At 70.7% G+C, this 14,330-nt stretch carries 12 protein-coding genes; 10 read left to right on the forward strand and 2 right to left on the reverse strand.

Annotated features, from left to right (window positions below; translation table 11 throughout):
• Positions 1-60: 60 nt before the first annotated feature.
• On the forward strand, positions 61-714 hold the full coding sequence (locus tag DC008_RS14475) for a 5-formyltetrahydrofolate cyclo-ligase (protein WP_108707346.1): 654 nt from the start codon (positions 61-63) through the stop codon (positions 712-714).
• A gap of 63 nt (positions 715-777) precedes the next feature.
• On the opposite strand, the gene DC008_RS14480 is transcribed toward DC008_RS14475, so the two are convergent.
• Positions 778-3,543 carry a penicillin acylase family protein gene (locus DC008_RS14480; RefSeq protein ID WP_108707347.1) on the reverse strand — a complete coding sequence of 922 codons (2,766 nt, stop codon included), beginning with the start codon at positions 3,541-3,543 and terminating at the stop codon, positions 778-780.
• A 200-nt stretch (positions 3,544-3,743) separates the two neighbouring features.
• On the opposite strand from DC008_RS14480, the gene DC008_RS14485 reads away from it, so the two are divergent.
• From DC008_RS14485 to mscL, 6 genes are all read left to right on the forward strand, one after another.
• Positions 3,744-5,300: a potassium/proton antiporter gene (locus DC008_RS14485; RefSeq protein WP_235071969.1), complete on the forward strand. Its 1,557-nt coding sequence runs from the start codon at positions 3,744-3,746 to the stop codon at positions 5,298-5,300.
• Between the two features lie 334 nt (positions 5,301-5,634).
• Entirely contained in the window at positions 5,635-6,924 is a 1,290-nt protein-coding gene (locus DC008_RS14490; protein ID WP_108707349.1) for an MFS transporter, read from the forward strand.
• Between the two features lie 67 nt (positions 6,925-6,991).
• Positions 6,992-7,315: an FmdB family zinc ribbon protein gene (locus tag DC008_RS14495; RefSeq protein WP_108707350.1), complete on the forward strand. Its 324-nt coding sequence runs from the start codon at positions 6,992-6,994 to the stop codon at positions 7,313-7,315.
• Between the two features lie 89 nt (positions 7,316-7,404).
• Positions 7,405-8,247 (forward strand): S-methyl-5'-thioadenosine phosphorylase, encoded by an 843-nt coding sequence (locus DC008_RS14500; protein ID WP_108707351.1) that lies wholly within the window; start codon positions 7,405-7,407, stop codon positions 8,245-8,247.
• Positions 8,248-8,549: 302 nt separating this feature from the next.
• Complete coding sequence (locus DC008_RS14505; RefSeq protein ID WP_341867288.1) at positions 8,550-9,050, forward strand: RcpC/CpaB family pilus assembly protein; 501 nt, start codon at positions 8,550-8,552, stop codon at positions 9,048-9,050.
• Between the two features lie 129 nt (positions 9,051-9,179).
• Positions 9,180-9,638, forward strand: a complete 459-nt coding sequence (gene mscL / locus DC008_RS14510; RefSeq protein ID WP_108707353.1) for a large conductance mechanosensitive channel protein MscL — start codon at positions 9,180-9,182, stop codon at positions 9,636-9,638.
• Between the two features lie 28 nt (positions 9,639-9,666).
• Here mscL and DC008_RS14515 read toward each other — a convergent pair whose 3' ends face one another.
• A complete protein-coding gene (locus DC008_RS14515; RefSeq protein ID WP_086872747.1) occupies positions 9,667-9,843 on the reverse strand; it encodes a hypothetical protein in 177 nt (58 codons plus the stop codon).
• A gap of 201 nt (positions 9,844-10,044) precedes the next feature.
• Between DC008_RS14515 and DC008_RS14520 the strand changes: the two genes are divergently transcribed.
• The 3 genes from DC008_RS14520 to DC008_RS14530 all read left to right on the forward strand — a co-directional run bounded on the left by DC008_RS14520 (position 10,045) and on the right by DC008_RS14530 (position 14,178).
• Positions 10,045-11,283, forward strand: coding sequence for a low temperature requirement protein A (locus DC008_RS14520; RefSeq protein ID WP_108707354.1), 1,239 nt, complete (start codon positions 10,045-10,047; stop codon positions 11,281-11,283).
• Positions 11,284-11,325: 42 nt separating this feature from the next.
• Positions 11,326-12,351 carry a P1 family peptidase gene (locus DC008_RS14525; RefSeq protein ID WP_108707355.1) on the forward strand — a complete coding sequence of 342 codons (1,026 nt, stop codon included), beginning with the start codon at positions 11,326-11,328 and terminating at the stop codon, positions 12,349-12,351.
• A 603-nt stretch (positions 12,352-12,954) separates the two neighbouring features.
• On the forward strand, positions 12,955-14,178 hold the full coding sequence (locus DC008_RS14530; protein WP_108710690.1) for a L,D-transpeptidase: 1,224 nt from the start codon (positions 12,955-12,957) through the stop codon (positions 14,176-14,178).
• Positions 14,179-14,330 lie beyond the last annotated feature (152 nt).

A 14,330-nucleotide genomic window follows, 5' to 3' on the forward strand; every position in this document is an offset into this window, starting at 1 on the left:
CCCGACACCTTATCCGGTGCCTTTGTATGGAATCTGAAGCTCCGGTTATTTGGCTCTCATATGAGCACATTGGGAAGGGTTAGGGAGCGAGCTTTGCCTCACTTCGCGGACGGCACCGAGTCTGCCAAACGGACGTTGCGGCGAGAGCTCCTCGCGGTAAGGGGCAGGTTGACACCCGATGACGTGCGGGAATCCGCGGCGGCGCTGGCGGAGCGCGCACTGTGCCTCGCGGAGCTGGCGCAGGCGGGCACGGTCGCCGCGTACGTCTCCGTGGGAAGCGAACCCGGCACCCTCGCGCTGCTCGACGCGCTGCGCGCGCGGGGCGTGCGCGTCCTGCTGCCCGCCCTACTGCCCGACAACGACCTGGACTGGGGCCCGTACACCGGACGGGACGGGCTCGTCCGCGTCCAACACGGCGGAAAGATGGCTCTTTTCGAGCCCCCCGGCCCGCACCTGGGCCCGGACGCCGTCACCGAGGCCGACGTGGTGCTGCTGCCGGGCCTCGCCGTCGACGCGCGCGGGATGCGTCTCGGGCGGGGCGGCGGATCGTACGACCGGGTGCTGGCCCGGCTGGAGAGCGCGGGCGTCGATCCGGCGCTCGTGGTGCTGCTGTACGACACGGAGGTCGTCGCCCGTGTCCCCGAGGAGCCGCACGACCGTCCGGTGCACGCGGTGGTGACTCCGTCGGGGGTCCGGCGCTTCCCCCGGACCTGACCGCCGTACGCGAACGGGCCCTCCACGCAGGCGTGGAGGGCCCGTCGCACGATCGGCGGACGGTCAGGGCCGCAGCACCAGGGTGTCGCTGGTGGAGCCGTCGACGGCCTGCTTGGAGAAGGACCAGTCGAGCAGTTCGCCGTCGGCCCACTTGTCCGTCTGGTCGGTGTAGTGGGCGTTGTAGGCGTGCCCGGAGGCGCCGGTGAGATTGATCCACTTCGACTTGTCGAGGTCGCCGAGGTTGACGACCATCCGCATCGACGGCACCCACACGACCCCGTAGCCGCCGGCCGCGTTCCAGCCGCTCGCGTTGACCGTGGCCTCGCCGCCGCTGAGTTTCCAGGGGCCGCGGTTGAGGGCGTACTGGAGGAAGCCCGGGCCCTCGGTGCCGAGGGTCTGGTTCTTCAGGAACAGGCGGTGCAGGCGGCCCCAGCTCCAGGTGTCGATGTCCTTGCCGAGCTTCGCGGTCAGCTCCCAGCGGGCGTCGACCATGGCGCGCGCGAACAGGTCGTCGCGGTTGCGGTCGGCTCCCTTGCGGGGGCCCGCGTCCGGTGTCTTCCACCAGTCGCTGTCCGGGTCGTCCATGAGGGCGCGCACCACCTCGAACCAGCGGTCGCCGCCGTCCGGCTGCGCCTGGTCGGCGTCGCGCTCGCCGCACTCGCGGACCTTCTGCACCTCGTCGGCCGGGCCGGTGGTGCTGACCGGGTCGACGTACAGGCACTGGCCCTTGACCCGCAGCTCCTTGGGCAGCTTGTGGCCGAAGGCGAGCTTGAGGATGTTGCGCCACACCGAGTTGAAGTAGGCGGCGGCCGCCGAGTCGGCGTCCTGGGTGTAGTCCCAGCCCTCCAGCAGCTCCTGCGCCTCACGGACGTCGGGGTCCGCTATGTCGATCTTCAGCAGCTGGGGCACCAGCAGCTTGGCCATCTCGCTGCTGTTGTCGAGCTGCATCTGGCGCATGTCGTCGGTGGAGATCTTGCCGCCGCCGTCGATCTTCGACTGGATCAGGTCGTTGATGCGCTGGCTGCGGGCGCCGTAGCCCCAGTCCGTGGTCAGCGTGTAGGGATACTTCTTGTCGACGACGGCCTGGTTGGCGGTGACGATGTAGCCGCGCTTCGGGTTGTACTCGTACGGCAGTTCGTCCTCGTCGAGGTAACCGGTCCAGCGGGACTTGGGGTCCCAGCCGGGGGCCGGCACGGAGCCGTCGTAGCCCTGCGCGCGCGTGGGGATCTTCCCGGGCAGCGTGTACCCGATGTTGTCCTCGCGGTCCGCGTAGATCAGGTTCTGCGAGGGCACGTCGAAGAGGGCGGCCGCGGCGCGGAAGTCGTTCCAGTTCTTCGCCTTGTCCATGGCGAAGACGGCGTCCATGGTGGTGCCGGCGTCCAGCGCGGTCCAGCGCAGCGAGATGCCGTAGCCGTCGCCGCGGTCGGGCGCCGCGGTGTCCACGGTGGCCTTCCTGCCGACCTTGACCAGCTCGGAGCTGCGGTCGGAGAGCAGCGGGCCGTTCTTCGTCGCGCGTACGACGATCTTCTTCGGTTCGCCGCCGGCGACCCTGATGGTCTCCTGGCGGGTGGTGAACGGCACCGTCTTGCCGCCGTACAGGTAGCCGTCGCCGGACACCTTCTCCAGGTACAGGTCGGTGACGTCGACGCCGGAGTTGGTCATGCCCCAGGCGATGGCCTGGTTGTGGCCGATGACGACGCCCGGCATGCCCGCGAAGGTGTAGCCGGCCACGTCGTACTGGCAGGAGGCGGAGACCGAGCGGCAGTGCAGGCCCATCTGGTACCAGACGGACGGCAGCGACGCCGACAGGTGCGGGTCGTTCGCCAGCAGCGGCTTGCCGGTGATGGTGTGCTTGCCGCCGACCACCCAGGAGTTGGAGCCGATGCCGTTGCCGTTCACACCGACGGCCGTGGGCAGCCCGTCCAGGACGTCCTGGAGTCCCGCCAGCTGGCTCTGCAGACCGGTGGTGCCGGACGAGGAGGCGCCCGCGGTACCTGCGGTCCCCGTACCCCCGGTGCCCGTGCCACCGGCCGTGGCGTCCTGCGGCCCGTACGTCTTGGTGACCGCGTCGTAGCCGCCGGTCCGGACGATCGGCTTGTTCCGGTCGTACGGGTACTGCGGGTACAACTCGGCGATCTGCTTGGGGCCGAGCCGGCTCGTCATCAGGGCGCGGTCGATCTCGTCCTGCATGTTGCCGCGCAGGTCCCAGGCCATCGCCTTCAGCCAGGCGATCGAGTCGACCGGGGTCCACTGCTCGGGCTTGTAGTCGTTGGTGAAGCCGAGCGCCGCGTACTCCAGGGAGATCTCCGCGCCGTCCTTGCCGGCCAGGTAGGCGTTGACACCCTTGGCGTAGGCCTGGAGGTACTTCTTGGTGGCGGCCGACAGCTTGGTGTCGTACTCCTGCTTGGCGATGCGGTCCCAGCCGAGGGTGCGCAGGAACTCGTCGTTGTCGACCTGCCCCTTGCCGAACATCTCCGACAGCCGGCCCGAGGTCATGTGCCGGCGGACGTCCATCTCCCAGAACCGGTCCTGCGCCTGCACGAAGCCCTGCGCCATGAACAGGTCCTCGTCGGAGGACGCGTAGATCTGCGGCACGCCGTAGCCGTCCCGCTTGACGTCGACCGGCCCGGACAGCCCGTCGAGCGTGAGCGAGCCCTTGGTCTGCGGGAAGGACGCGCGGACGGTGCTGATGGACCAGTAGGCACCGCCGGTGACACCCGCGATGACGGCCAGCACCAGGACCAGGACGAGCAGACGCGCTCTGCGCCCCTTCTTCCTGCCGGATTTGCCGGGCTGCTGACCCGTGGAGGCGGTGGTGTTCGGGGGCATCGCTGTCCTTGCTGTCCTAACGCGAGCGGCAGACGGTCCTGGAGTGCTGGGAGCAACCATAGGCGCAGGGCCCGGTCGGACTTGACGCGGAGTGGGGAACCGTAGCGGACGGACGTTCGATCATGCCCGCCGGAGCGTCAAGAAATCGTCAAGAGTTAGGTAAGGTAATGAAGTAGTTGGGTGCGGAGAACCGCCACTTCGTGTCCTATGTTCATGAGCCCCCGCGCGCGTACGTGGGCCAGGGAAGGGAACGGCCGCTGACTGTCCACGACCTCAACCAGCTTCTGCTCGTCTGCTCGCTCGTGCTGCTCAGCGCCGTCGCTGCGGTCCGCATCTCCTCGCGAAGCGGCCTCCCCAGCCTGCTCGTCTACCTGGGCATCGGCGTCCTCATGGGCCAGGACGGCATCGGGATCCGCTTCGACGACGCCGAGCTCACCCAGGTCATCGGCTACGCCGCCCTGGTCGTGATCCTGGCCGAGGGCGGACTCGGCACGAAGTGGAAAGAGGTCAAGCCCGTCCTTCCGGCCGCCTCCGCGCTCGCGACGGTCGGCGTCACCATCAGCGTCGGCGTCACCGCGTCGGCCGCGCACTACCTGGTCGGACTGGACTGGCAGCAGGCCCTGATCATCGGGGCCGTCGTCTCCTCCACCGACGCCGCCGCCGTGTTCTCCGTGCTGCGCCGCATCCCACTGCCCTCCCGGGTCATCGGCACCCTGGAGGCCGAGTCCGGCTTCAACGACGCGCCCGTCGTCATCCTCGTCGTCGCCTTCTCCCACCGCGGTCCCATCGAGCAGTGGTACGTGCTGCTCGGCGAGATAGCGCTGGAACTGGCCATCGGCGCGGCCATCGGCCTCGCCATCGGCTGGCTCGGCGCCTGGGGGCTGCGGCACGTCGCGCTGCCTGCCTCCGGCCTGTACCCGATCGCCGTCATGGCCATCGCCGTCACCGCCTACGCGTCCGGCGCCATGGCCCACGGCAGCGGGTTCCTCGCGGTCTACCTCGCCTCGATGGTGATGGGCAACGCAAAACTGCCGCACTGGCCGGCCACCCGCGGCTTCGCCGAAGGGCTCGGCTGGATCGCCCAGATCGGCATGTTCGTCCTGCTCGGCCTGCTCGTCACCCCGCACGAACTGGGCGACGACATCGTGCCCGCCCTCGTCATCGGCCTGGCTCTGACCATGCTGGCGCGCCCGCTGAGCGTCGTGGCCTGCCTGACGCCGTTCCGGGTGGTCTGGCGGGAGCAGGCCCTGATGTCGTGGGCCGGCCTGCGCGGCGCCGTCCCCATCATCCTGGCGACGATCCCCGTGGTGAGCGGCGTCGAAGGCAGCGAGCGCATCTTCAACATCGTCTTCGTGCTGGTCGTCGTCTACACCCTGATCCAGGGGCCGACGCTGCCCTGGCTGGGCCGCAAGCTGAACCTCGGCCAGGGACCGGAGGCCGCCGACCTCGGCATCGAGTCGGCGCCCCTGGAGAGGCTGGGCGGACACCTGCTGTCGTTCGTCATCCCCGAGGGCTCGAAGATGCACAACGTCGAGGTCGGCGAACTGCGGCTGCCGCCGGGCGCAGCCGTCACCCTCGTCGTCCGCGACGGAAAATCCCTCGTTCCGCAGCCGGCCACCGTGCTGCGGCACGGCGACGAACTCCTCGTGGTCGCCACCGACCCGGTGCGCGACCAGGCCGAGCGCAGGCTCCGCGCCGTCGGCGCGGGCGGCAAGCTGGCCGGGTGGCTGGGGACGGACGGGATGAGCCGGTCGTAGGGACCGGTGCCCGGTCGCAGGGCCGGTGCCCGGTCGCAAGGCCGGTGCCGTGTGCGGCTTGCGCTGTGATGCGACTTGTTCCGGGGAAGTGCAGGCGGGGAGCCGGGGCGTGCTGGTTTTCACAGGGGCTGGGGTCCAAGCCCCTGTACAATGCAGGTGACCCAGATCGAACCAACTCTGCCTGACGCAGAGCTGGCGCGACCGTATGGCGGCCGGGACGCCCCTCCTCATCGTGGGCGCCGGTATCTACCGCAGTTCCGCGCAAGAGGACAGCTCTCGGCGCCGTCCCCCACCCGGTGGGGCCGCGCTACCAGGCGGCAGAAAGGCACGGGCCGTGGCATCCACGGTCACCGAGGAGCCGTCGAAGGACTCGGCCTCCTCCCGCCCGGGATACGGACAGCTGCTGCGCACCCGCGGCGCCTGGACGTTCCTGCTCCCCGGCTTCGCGGCACGCCAGCCGTTCGCGATGCTGACCATCTCCATCGTGCTGCTGGTCCAGCACACCACCGGCTCCTACGGCGCGGCGGGCGCCGCCGCGGCCGTCACCGGCGTCTCCATGGCCGTCTTCGCGCCCTACAGCGGCCGTCTCGCCGACCGCTACGGGCAGCGGGCCGTGCTGATCCCCGGCGTCCTCGTGCACACCGTGTCCGGGCTGACGCTGACCGCGCTCGCCCTCGCACACGCGCCCCTGTGGGCGCTGTTCGTCGCGGCCGTGCCCACCGGCGCCTCGGTGCCGCAGGTCGGGCCGATGGTGCGGGCCCGCTGGGGCGTCAAGCTCCAGGGTTCGCCCCTGATGTCGACGGCCGCGGCCTTCGAGTCCGTCACCGACGAGCTGACCTTCGTCGTCGGCCCGCTGCTGGCCACCGCGCTGTGCACGGCCGTCGACCCGGCCGCCGGCCTGGTCACCGAGGCCACGCTCACCCTGGTGGGCGGACTGCTGTTCGCCGCGCAGCGGAGCACCCAGCCGGCCGTCACCGGCGGCGGGCACGCGCGCGTACGGCACGCCAGCGCGCTGCGCGTCCCCGGCGTGCGCGTGCTGATCGTGACGTTCCTCGGCATCGGTTCCGTCTTCGGCGGCATGCAGGTGTCCCTGGCCGCCTTCACCGAGTCGATCGGCAGCCCCGGCCTGAACGGCGTCCTGTACGGCACCTTCGCCGCGGGCAACATGCTCGCCGGCCTCGTCTGCGGTGCCATCGTCTGGAAGGTCTCGCCGCAGCGCCGCCTCCTCGTCGGCTACGCCGCGCTGGCGCTGGCCGCGTCCGGGCTGTGGGCCGCGCACTCGGTCCTGGTGCTGGCCGCGCTGGGCCTGCTGGTCGGCATGTGCATCGCGCCCGCTCTGATCACCGGCTACACCCTCGTGGAGAGCCTGGTCCCGGCCGGCGCCCGCACCGAGGCGTTCACCTGGCTCACCGGCGCCGTCGCGCTCGGCCAGGCCGCCGCCGTCACGGTCGCCGGACAGCTGGAGGACCGCCTGTGGGGCGGCGCCGGATTCCTGGTGCCCATGGGCGGCACCCTGCTGGCCCTGATCACGCTCCTGGCCTTGCGTTCACGGCTCGAGACCCGGGCCGCGGGGCGCACGGTCGCACGTGGCGTCGGTCACCGCGTGCCGGTGGCAGTGGACTGAGCGGCCGGAATACGTCACTATGGATCGTCGTTAGCACTCATCGAGTGAGAGTGCCAGGAGGAAGACAGTGCCGACCTACCAGTACCAGTGCACCGAGTGCGGCGAGGGCCTCGAGGCGGTGCAGAAGTTCACCGACGACGCCCTGACCGAGTGCCCCAACTGCCAGGGCCGCCTCAAGAAGGTGTTCTCCGCGGTCGGCATCGTCTTCAAGGGCTCCGGCTTCTACCGCAACGACAGCCGCGGCTCCTCGTCGAGCAGCTCGCCGGCGTCGTCGAAGTCGGCGTCTTCTTCGTCGTCGTCCGACTCCTCGTCGGCGTCCTCGACGGCCTCGTCCTCTTCGTCCTCCTCGGACAAGAAGGCGTCGAGCACCGGCACCTCCTCCGCCGCCTAGCCCGCGGCGGCACCACCACTTCTTACGGGACCCTGTCGTCGTCCGGCGGCGGGGTCCTCGGTGTGTCCGGGGCCGGTTAGGGTGCGGACATGGCGAACAAGGCGAACGCCGAGCTCGGCGTGATCGGCGGCTCCGGTTTCTACTCCTTCCTCGACGACGTGACCGAGGTCCAGGTCGACACCCCGTACGGGCCGCCCAGCGACTCCCTCTTCCTCGGCGAGATCGCCGGCCGGCGAGTCGCCTTCCTCCCCCGGCACGGCCGCGGCCACCATCTGCCGCCCCACCGCATCAACTACCGCGCCAACCTGTGGGCGCTGCGCTCCCTCGGCGTGCGCCAGGTGCTCGGCCCGTGCGCGGTGGGCGGTCTGCGGCCCGAGTACGGCCCCGGCACCCTGCTCGTGCCGGACCAGCTCGTCGACCGCACCAAGTCCCGGGTGGGCACCTACTTCGACGGACTGCCGCTCCCCGACGGCACCGTGCCCAACGTGGTGCACGTGTCGCTGGCCGACCCCTATTGTCCCACCGGCCGCGCCGCCGCCCTGAAGGCCGCGCGCGGCCAGGACTGGGAGCCCGTGGACGGCGGCACCCTGGTCGTCGTGGAGGGGCCCCGCTTCTCCACCCGCGCCGAATCGCTGTGGCACCAGGCGCAGGGCTGGTCCGTGGTCGGCATGACCGGCCACCCCGAGGCGGCACTCGCCCGTGAGCTGGAGCTCTGCTACACCTCGATGACCCTGGTCACCGACCTCGACGCGGGCGCCGAGACCGGCGAGGGCGTCAGCCACGACGAGGTGCTGCGCGTGTTCGCGGCGAACGTCGACCGGCTGCGGGGGGTTCTCTTCGACGCGGTGGCGGCTCTGCCGGCCGATGAGGACCGGGACTGTCTGTGTGCGGGGGCGTTGGGCGGGATGGATCCGGGGTTCGTGTTGCCGTAGGGGCGCAGTGGTAGCCGGTTGCCGGGGGTGTAGCGGGCGTACCGGCGTACCTGGTGGGCGGAACGCCTCGTTCGAGGGGCGGGTTTTTCCACAGGCTGTGGGTTGTCCACGGGCCTCAGCGGGCGGCGGCGTGATGACGGATGGTGGCTTCGCAAGCCGTTCCGTCCGCTCCGTCCTCACTGGTGGTGATCCCCGTGTCCGTAGCTCCCCCTGCCTTCCGGGCTCCTTCTGCCTCTTTCTCTTTCTCCTCGTCGCCTCGCCGTGCGCTGCCGCCGGGGCCGGACGCCCCGGCCACCCGAGAGGTGCCGCACTTCGACCCGGTGCGGGTGCGCGGCACGCGGTACCGGCTGCGCCGGCTCGTACGGCATCGGCGGCGGGCCGTGGCGGCCGGGCTGGCCGTGACCGCGGCGGCGCTGGTGGCGGCGGGACCGAGGGAGGCCGACGGGGCGCGCGGGCACCCGGCGGACGAGCCGGTACGGCCGCACCGGGTCACCGAGCCGGTGTCGGCGCCGGTGCGGATCGCCGACGCGGCGACCGTACGGCTGCTGCGCCCCGGTGACCGGGTCGATGTGATCGCCGCCGAGGGGAACGGTCCCAGTCCCGGCGGGGACGGCTTCGGTGAAGATGCCTTCGGCGGGAACGCCGAGGTGGTGGCGCGCGGTGCGCGCGTGGCCGAGCTGCCGGAGCCGCTGGAGGCCACCGGAGAGGCCGGGGCACTCGTGGTGCTGTCCGTGCCGCGCGCCACGGCCGCCCGGCTTGCCGGGGCGAGTGCGACGGCGCGGCTGGCGGTGACGCTGTGCTGAGCCCGGTCAAGCGTCGGCGCCCGTCGCTTCGCTCCAAAGAGGAGGCCGATTGGACAGAATGGCTGAACGCTGACGTAGGTTGCGGAGCGATCCGTTCCCCGAGCAGCGCGTCCGAGGAGTGCCTCCCAAGTGAGCGAGAACAAGGAACCGAGCGTCTGGCAGGGCTTCAAGGCCTTCCTGATGCGCGGAAACGTCGTCGACCTGGCCGTCGCGGTGGTCATCGGTGCCGCCTTCACCAACATCGTCAACGCGGTGGTGAAGGGGGTCATCAACCCGCTGGTCGGTGCGATCGGCACGAAGAACCTCGATCACTACAGCTCGTGCCTGACCGGCACCTGCAAGGGCGACGAAGGCATCCAGATCCTGTGGGGCTCCGTCCTCGGCGCCGGCCTCAGCTTCGTGATCACCGCGGCGGTCGTCTACTTCCTCATGGTGCTGCCCATGGCGAAGTACCTGGCCCGGGTGGAGGCCCGCCGCAAGGCGAAGGAGGGCACGCAGGAGGTTATCGAGGTGAGCGAGCTGGAGGTCCTGAAGGAGATCCGCGACGCTCTGGTCGCGCAGCGCGGGTCGGGGCACGACCAGCGCTAGCGTCCTGGCGCGCGGGCGGCGCAGGGCCTCAGATGTGGTGCGGCGGCTTCTCGTCGAGGAAGCGCTTCAGGTCGGCCGCGCTGTCCCCGGCCGGCCGGTCGCCCCACCCGCGGTCCGTGTCGTCCGAGGACTGCTGGTCCAGCGGGTCGTCGAAGATCAGCGCGGGCTTCGGCTCGCGCGGCTCGGAGGCGGGGGTGCTGCTCATGGCTCCAGGGTACGGCCCCGCCGCCGCGCCCCCGCGTCCCCGCGTCCCACCGGGTCGGTCCCCGACCCTCCACCGCGTGCCCGGGGTCCGGCGGTGCGTGTCCGGGGTCCGGCGGTGCCGTCGGTGAAGTCCTGTGGGGGCTTGTGCGCGGGTCGTGCGCCGCGGGCGCGAATCCACGCCCCATCTGCTGTGCTTGATCCCATGACGTCCAGTTCGAATCCCGCGCCGGACTCCGCCCGCCCCACCGGACACCGCCGGCCGCTGCGCCGGCTCACGGCCCGCAGCCGCAGCGAGGAACATCGGGCCGCCACCCCGCTGGAGCTCTTCTTCGACCTGTGTTTCGTCGTGGCCATCGCCCAGGCGGGCGTCCAGCTGGTCCACGCGGTCGCCGAGGGCCACGCCGGTGAAGGCATCCTCAACTACGCGATGGTGTTCTTCGCCATCTGGTGGGCCTGGATGAACTTCACGTGGTTCGCGTCCGCCTACGACAACGACGACGTGCTGTACCGGGTCGTCACGCTGGTGCAGATCGCCGGTGTGCTGGTCCTGGCGGCCGGGGTGTCCGAGGCGTTCCAGGACCACGACTACGGGGCGGTGCTCGTCGGCTACCTCATCATGCGGCTGGCCCTGGTCGGGCAGTGGCTGCGGGTGGCCAGGTCGAGTTCCGGCCGGGAGCGGGCGATGGCGCTGCGGTACGCCGGCGGTGTGCTGCTCTGCCAGATCGGCTGGCTGGGTCTGGTGCTGCTGCCGGAGGACGCACGGGGCTGGTGGTTCCTCGTCATGGCGATCCTGGAGCTGTGCGTGCCGGCGTACGCGGAGAGGATCCATCCGACGTCGTGGCACCCGCACCACATCGCCGAACGGTACGGGCTGCTCACCATCATCGTGCTCGGCGAGACCATCGCGGCGGCCACGGTCGCCGTGAAGACCGGCATCGAGGAGAACGACGCGCTGGGCGAGCTGCTGCCCATCGCCGCCGGTGGCCTGCTGATCATCTTCTCGGCGTGGTGGGTCTACTTCGTCGTGCCGATCCACGGGCATCTGCGCTCCAACAGGGAGTCGTTCCTGTGGGGTTACGGCCACTACGTGGTGTTCGCCTCGGCGGCGGCGATCGGCGCGGGCCTGGAGGTGGCGGTCGAGGAGTCGCTCCACGAGGCGCACATCTCGACGCTGGCGGCGTCCGCGGCGGTGACCCTGCCGACGGCGCTGTATCTGCTCACCGTGTGGGCGCTGCACGCGCGGTACTTCAAGATGGGCATCGCGCAGCAGCTGGTGCTGCCGACCACGGCCCTGCTGGTGATCTGCTGCACGTTCCTGGGCGAGTGGGCGGTGTTCACGGCCGGACTGGTCTCGGCGCTGGGCGTGGCGACCGGCGAGACGCTGACGGCGCGCAGACACGCCCGGCAGCGTGCGGCGGCGACACGGGAGCCGGCCGCCTGACGCACCGGGTTGGGCGGCACGGGCCTGGACGACACTGGGCGTATGACAGTTGACGCTCTGACGGATGTCGCCGGACTGCGAGTGGGCCACGCGACCCGCACCGGGGACGGCTGGCTCACCGGCACCACGGTCGTCCTCGCCCCGGAGGGCGGAGCCGTGGCCGCCGTGGACGTACGAGGAGGCGGTCCCGGCACCAAGGAGACCGACGCACTGGACCCGCGCAACGTGGTGCAGAAGGTCGAGGCGATCGTCCTGACCGGGGGCAGCGCATACGGGCTGGACGCGGCGACCGGGGTGATGGCGTGGCTGGAGGAGCAGCGGCGCGGCGTGCGGGTCGGGCCCGACCCGGCCCATGTGGTGCCGGTGGTGCCCGCGGCGTGCGTCTTCGACCTGGGACGCGGCGGCGACTTCCGGGCACGGCCGGACGCCGGCACGGGCCGGGCGGCGGTCGAGGCGGCAGCGGCGAGCGAAGCCGGCGGGGCGGTGCGGGAAGGGTGTGTGGGCGCGGGGACGGGTGCGACGGTCGGGCTGGTCAAGGGCGGCGTCGGCACCGCGAGCACGGTCCTGGAGTCGGGGATCACGGTGGCCGCGCTGGTGGTGGCCAACGCGGCGGGGTCGGCCGTGGAGCCTGGGACGGGCGCGCTGTACGGGGAGTTGTCGCACGGCTTGGTGGACCTTCCGGAGGCCCACGTCCACGAGGCCGCGCGCCGGCGGCTGGCGGAAATCGCGGACACCAACGCACCGCCGCCACCGCTGAACACCACGCTCGCGGTGGTGGCCACCGACGCCGGCCTGACCAAGGCACAGGCACAGAAGCTGGCCGGCACCTCCCACGACGGCATCGCACGGGCCGTACGGCCGGTGCACCTGCTCAACGACGGCGACACGGTCTTCGCGCTCGCCACCGGTGAGCGCGCGCTGGACGCCGACCCGCTCGCGCTGAACGACGTCCTCGCGGCGGGCGCGGACATGGTGACCCGGGCGATCGTGCGAGCCGTACGCGCGGCCGAATCGGTGGACGGCCCGGGCGGAGCGTGGCCGTCGTACGGGGAGTTGTACGGGCGGTGAGGGCGGGGGTGGGAGGGAGCGCCCCTATGTCTTTGGCCAAGCCGTCTGGGCCTCCCGTCGCCCATGGCGGTGCCAGCCCGGTGCCGATAGTTGGCGCCGTCGCAGGTGAACAAGGTTGCTAGCCGCAGGAGGTATGAGTGGAACGGATCACTGAGGACCAGGTCGCACGGCTCACCAGCTTCGTGTCGGCACGCATCCCCGAAACCGCTCCGCTCTGACGCCGCTGTGGAGACTTTCGATTTCGACTGCGAGTCGCCCCTCTCGACGTCCATGCGGCGCGACTCGTGAGCGATCTCACCCCACTGCGGTAGGCCGGGAAGAGCCTCCCGACCTGCGGACACGTTGGTGGTCATGCCCCTGATCAGCAATCTGTCGATGCGCCCGACGCCCCATTCCGGGGCCAGCGAGAAGGTAAGGGGGAGGGCCCCCGCCCCACCCTCCCACCCCCGAACGACCACATACCGCTCACGTTTGTCGCGGTTGTGTCACGTGATGACGTTCACCGCGCACGTGGGGAACCCGCCCCGAGGCGGTGGCCTCTTCCACCCTGGAACGGAACGGAACCAACCAGAATTCGCGTAACGTCGAATGAGGGAGCAGATCGTGACAACGCCGGACATGACAGCGCGCCGCACAGTGGGGGCCTGTGCCGCCCTGGCGATCGGCGCCCTGACCCTCACCGCCTGCAGTGGTGGCGGCACCGACGCCGGGAGCAGTGACGGCAAGGGGGGCAAGGGGTCGTCCACGACGTCCGCGGCGAAGATCGTGATCTCGGCGAAGGACGGTTCCTCGGGGGCGTCCATCAACACGACGGGCGTACGGGTCGACGGCGGCAGGCTGACGGCCGTACGGATGAAGGACGCGAAGACCGGGCAGGAGGTGCCGGGCTCGCTGTCCTCGGACGGGTCCGACTGGCACCCCGGGAAGCAGCTCGAGCGCGGCACGAAGTACGAGATAGCGGCCACCGCGAAGGACGCGGACGGCCGGAGCACGACCGCCGACTCGACGTTCACCACGGTCAGCGCGGCGAACAGCTTCATCGGCACCTACACCCCCGACGGCGGGACCACGGTGGGCGTCGGGATGCCGGTGTCGTTCTCGTTCGACAAGGCGATCAGCGACCGCAAGGCGGTGCAGTCGCACATCACCGTCACCTCCAGCAGCGGGCAGAAGGTGGTCGGGCACTGGTTCGGCCAGAAGCGTCTGGACTTCCGGCCCGAGGACTACTGGAAGACCGGTTCCAAGGTCACGATGAAGATCGACCTGGACGGGGTCGAGGGTGCCGACGGGGTCGTCGGCGTGCAGAAGAAGACGGTGACCTTCACGATCGGCCGCTCCCAGGTGTCGACGGTCGACGTGAACACCCAGACCATGACGGTCGTCCGGGACGGCGCCACGATCAAGTCGGTGCCGATCTCGGCGGGCAGCTCGGAGTTCTCCACCTACAACGGGCAGATGGTGATCTCCGAGAAGTCCAAGCAGCTCCACATGGACAGCCGGACGGTCAATCTGGCGGACGCGTACGACATCAAGGACGTGCCGCACGCGATGCGGCTGACGCAGTCGGGCACGTACATCCACGGCAACTACTGGTACAACCAGGGCAATCCGCCGTTCGGCCGTCAGGGCACCAGCCATGGCTGCGTGGGCCTGCGGGATGTGAAGGGCGGCCAGGGGGACACGCCGTCGAAGTGGTTCTACGACAACTCGATGCTCGGGGACGTCGTGGTCGTCAAGAACTCCCCCGACAAGAGCGTGAAGCCGGACAACGGCCTCAACGGCTGGAACATGCCGTGGAGCGAGTGGACCGCGGGCAGCGCCGCCTGATCGGCACGCCCCCTGAAGCGCACGTCAGGCAGGGTTTCTTGACGGTTCGACGGGCCGCGCGGGAACTTCTCGCGCGGTCCACGCGTTTCACCGGACGTACGTTTTCTCGGTTCCCGGACATGATGTCCGACCGAGGAGCTACGGTATGCACC

The organism is Streptomyces nigra (assembly GCF_003074055.1).
Classification (GTDB): domain Bacteria; phylum Actinomycetota; class Actinomycetes; order Streptomycetales; family Streptomycetaceae; genus Streptomyces; species Streptomyces nigra.

Coding starts and splice junctions, on each gene's coding strand:
- DC008_RS14475 (WP_108707346.1), top strand. CDS start 61: ATGAGCACATTGGGAAGGGTTAGGGAGCGAGCTTTGCCTCACTTCGCG.
- DC008_RS14480 (WP_108707347.1), bottom strand. CDS start 3,543: ATGCCCCCGAACACCACCGCCTCCACGGGTCAGCAGCCCGGCAAATCC.
- DC008_RS14500 (WP_108707351.1), top strand. CDS start 7,405: ATGGCGAACAAGGCGAACGCCGAGCTCGGCGTGATCGGCGGCTCCGGT.
- DC008_RS14515 (WP_086872747.1), bottom strand. CDS start 9,843: ATGAGCAGCACCCCCGCCTCCGAGCCGCGCGAGCCGAAGCCCGCGCTG.
- DC008_RS14520 (WP_108707354.1), top strand. CDS start 10,045: ATGACGTCCAGTTCGAATCCCGCGCCGGACTCCGCCCGCCCCACCGGA.
- DC008_RS14525 (WP_108707355.1), top strand. CDS start 11,326: ATGACAGTTGACGCTCTGACGGATGTCGCCGGACTGCGAGTGGGCCAC.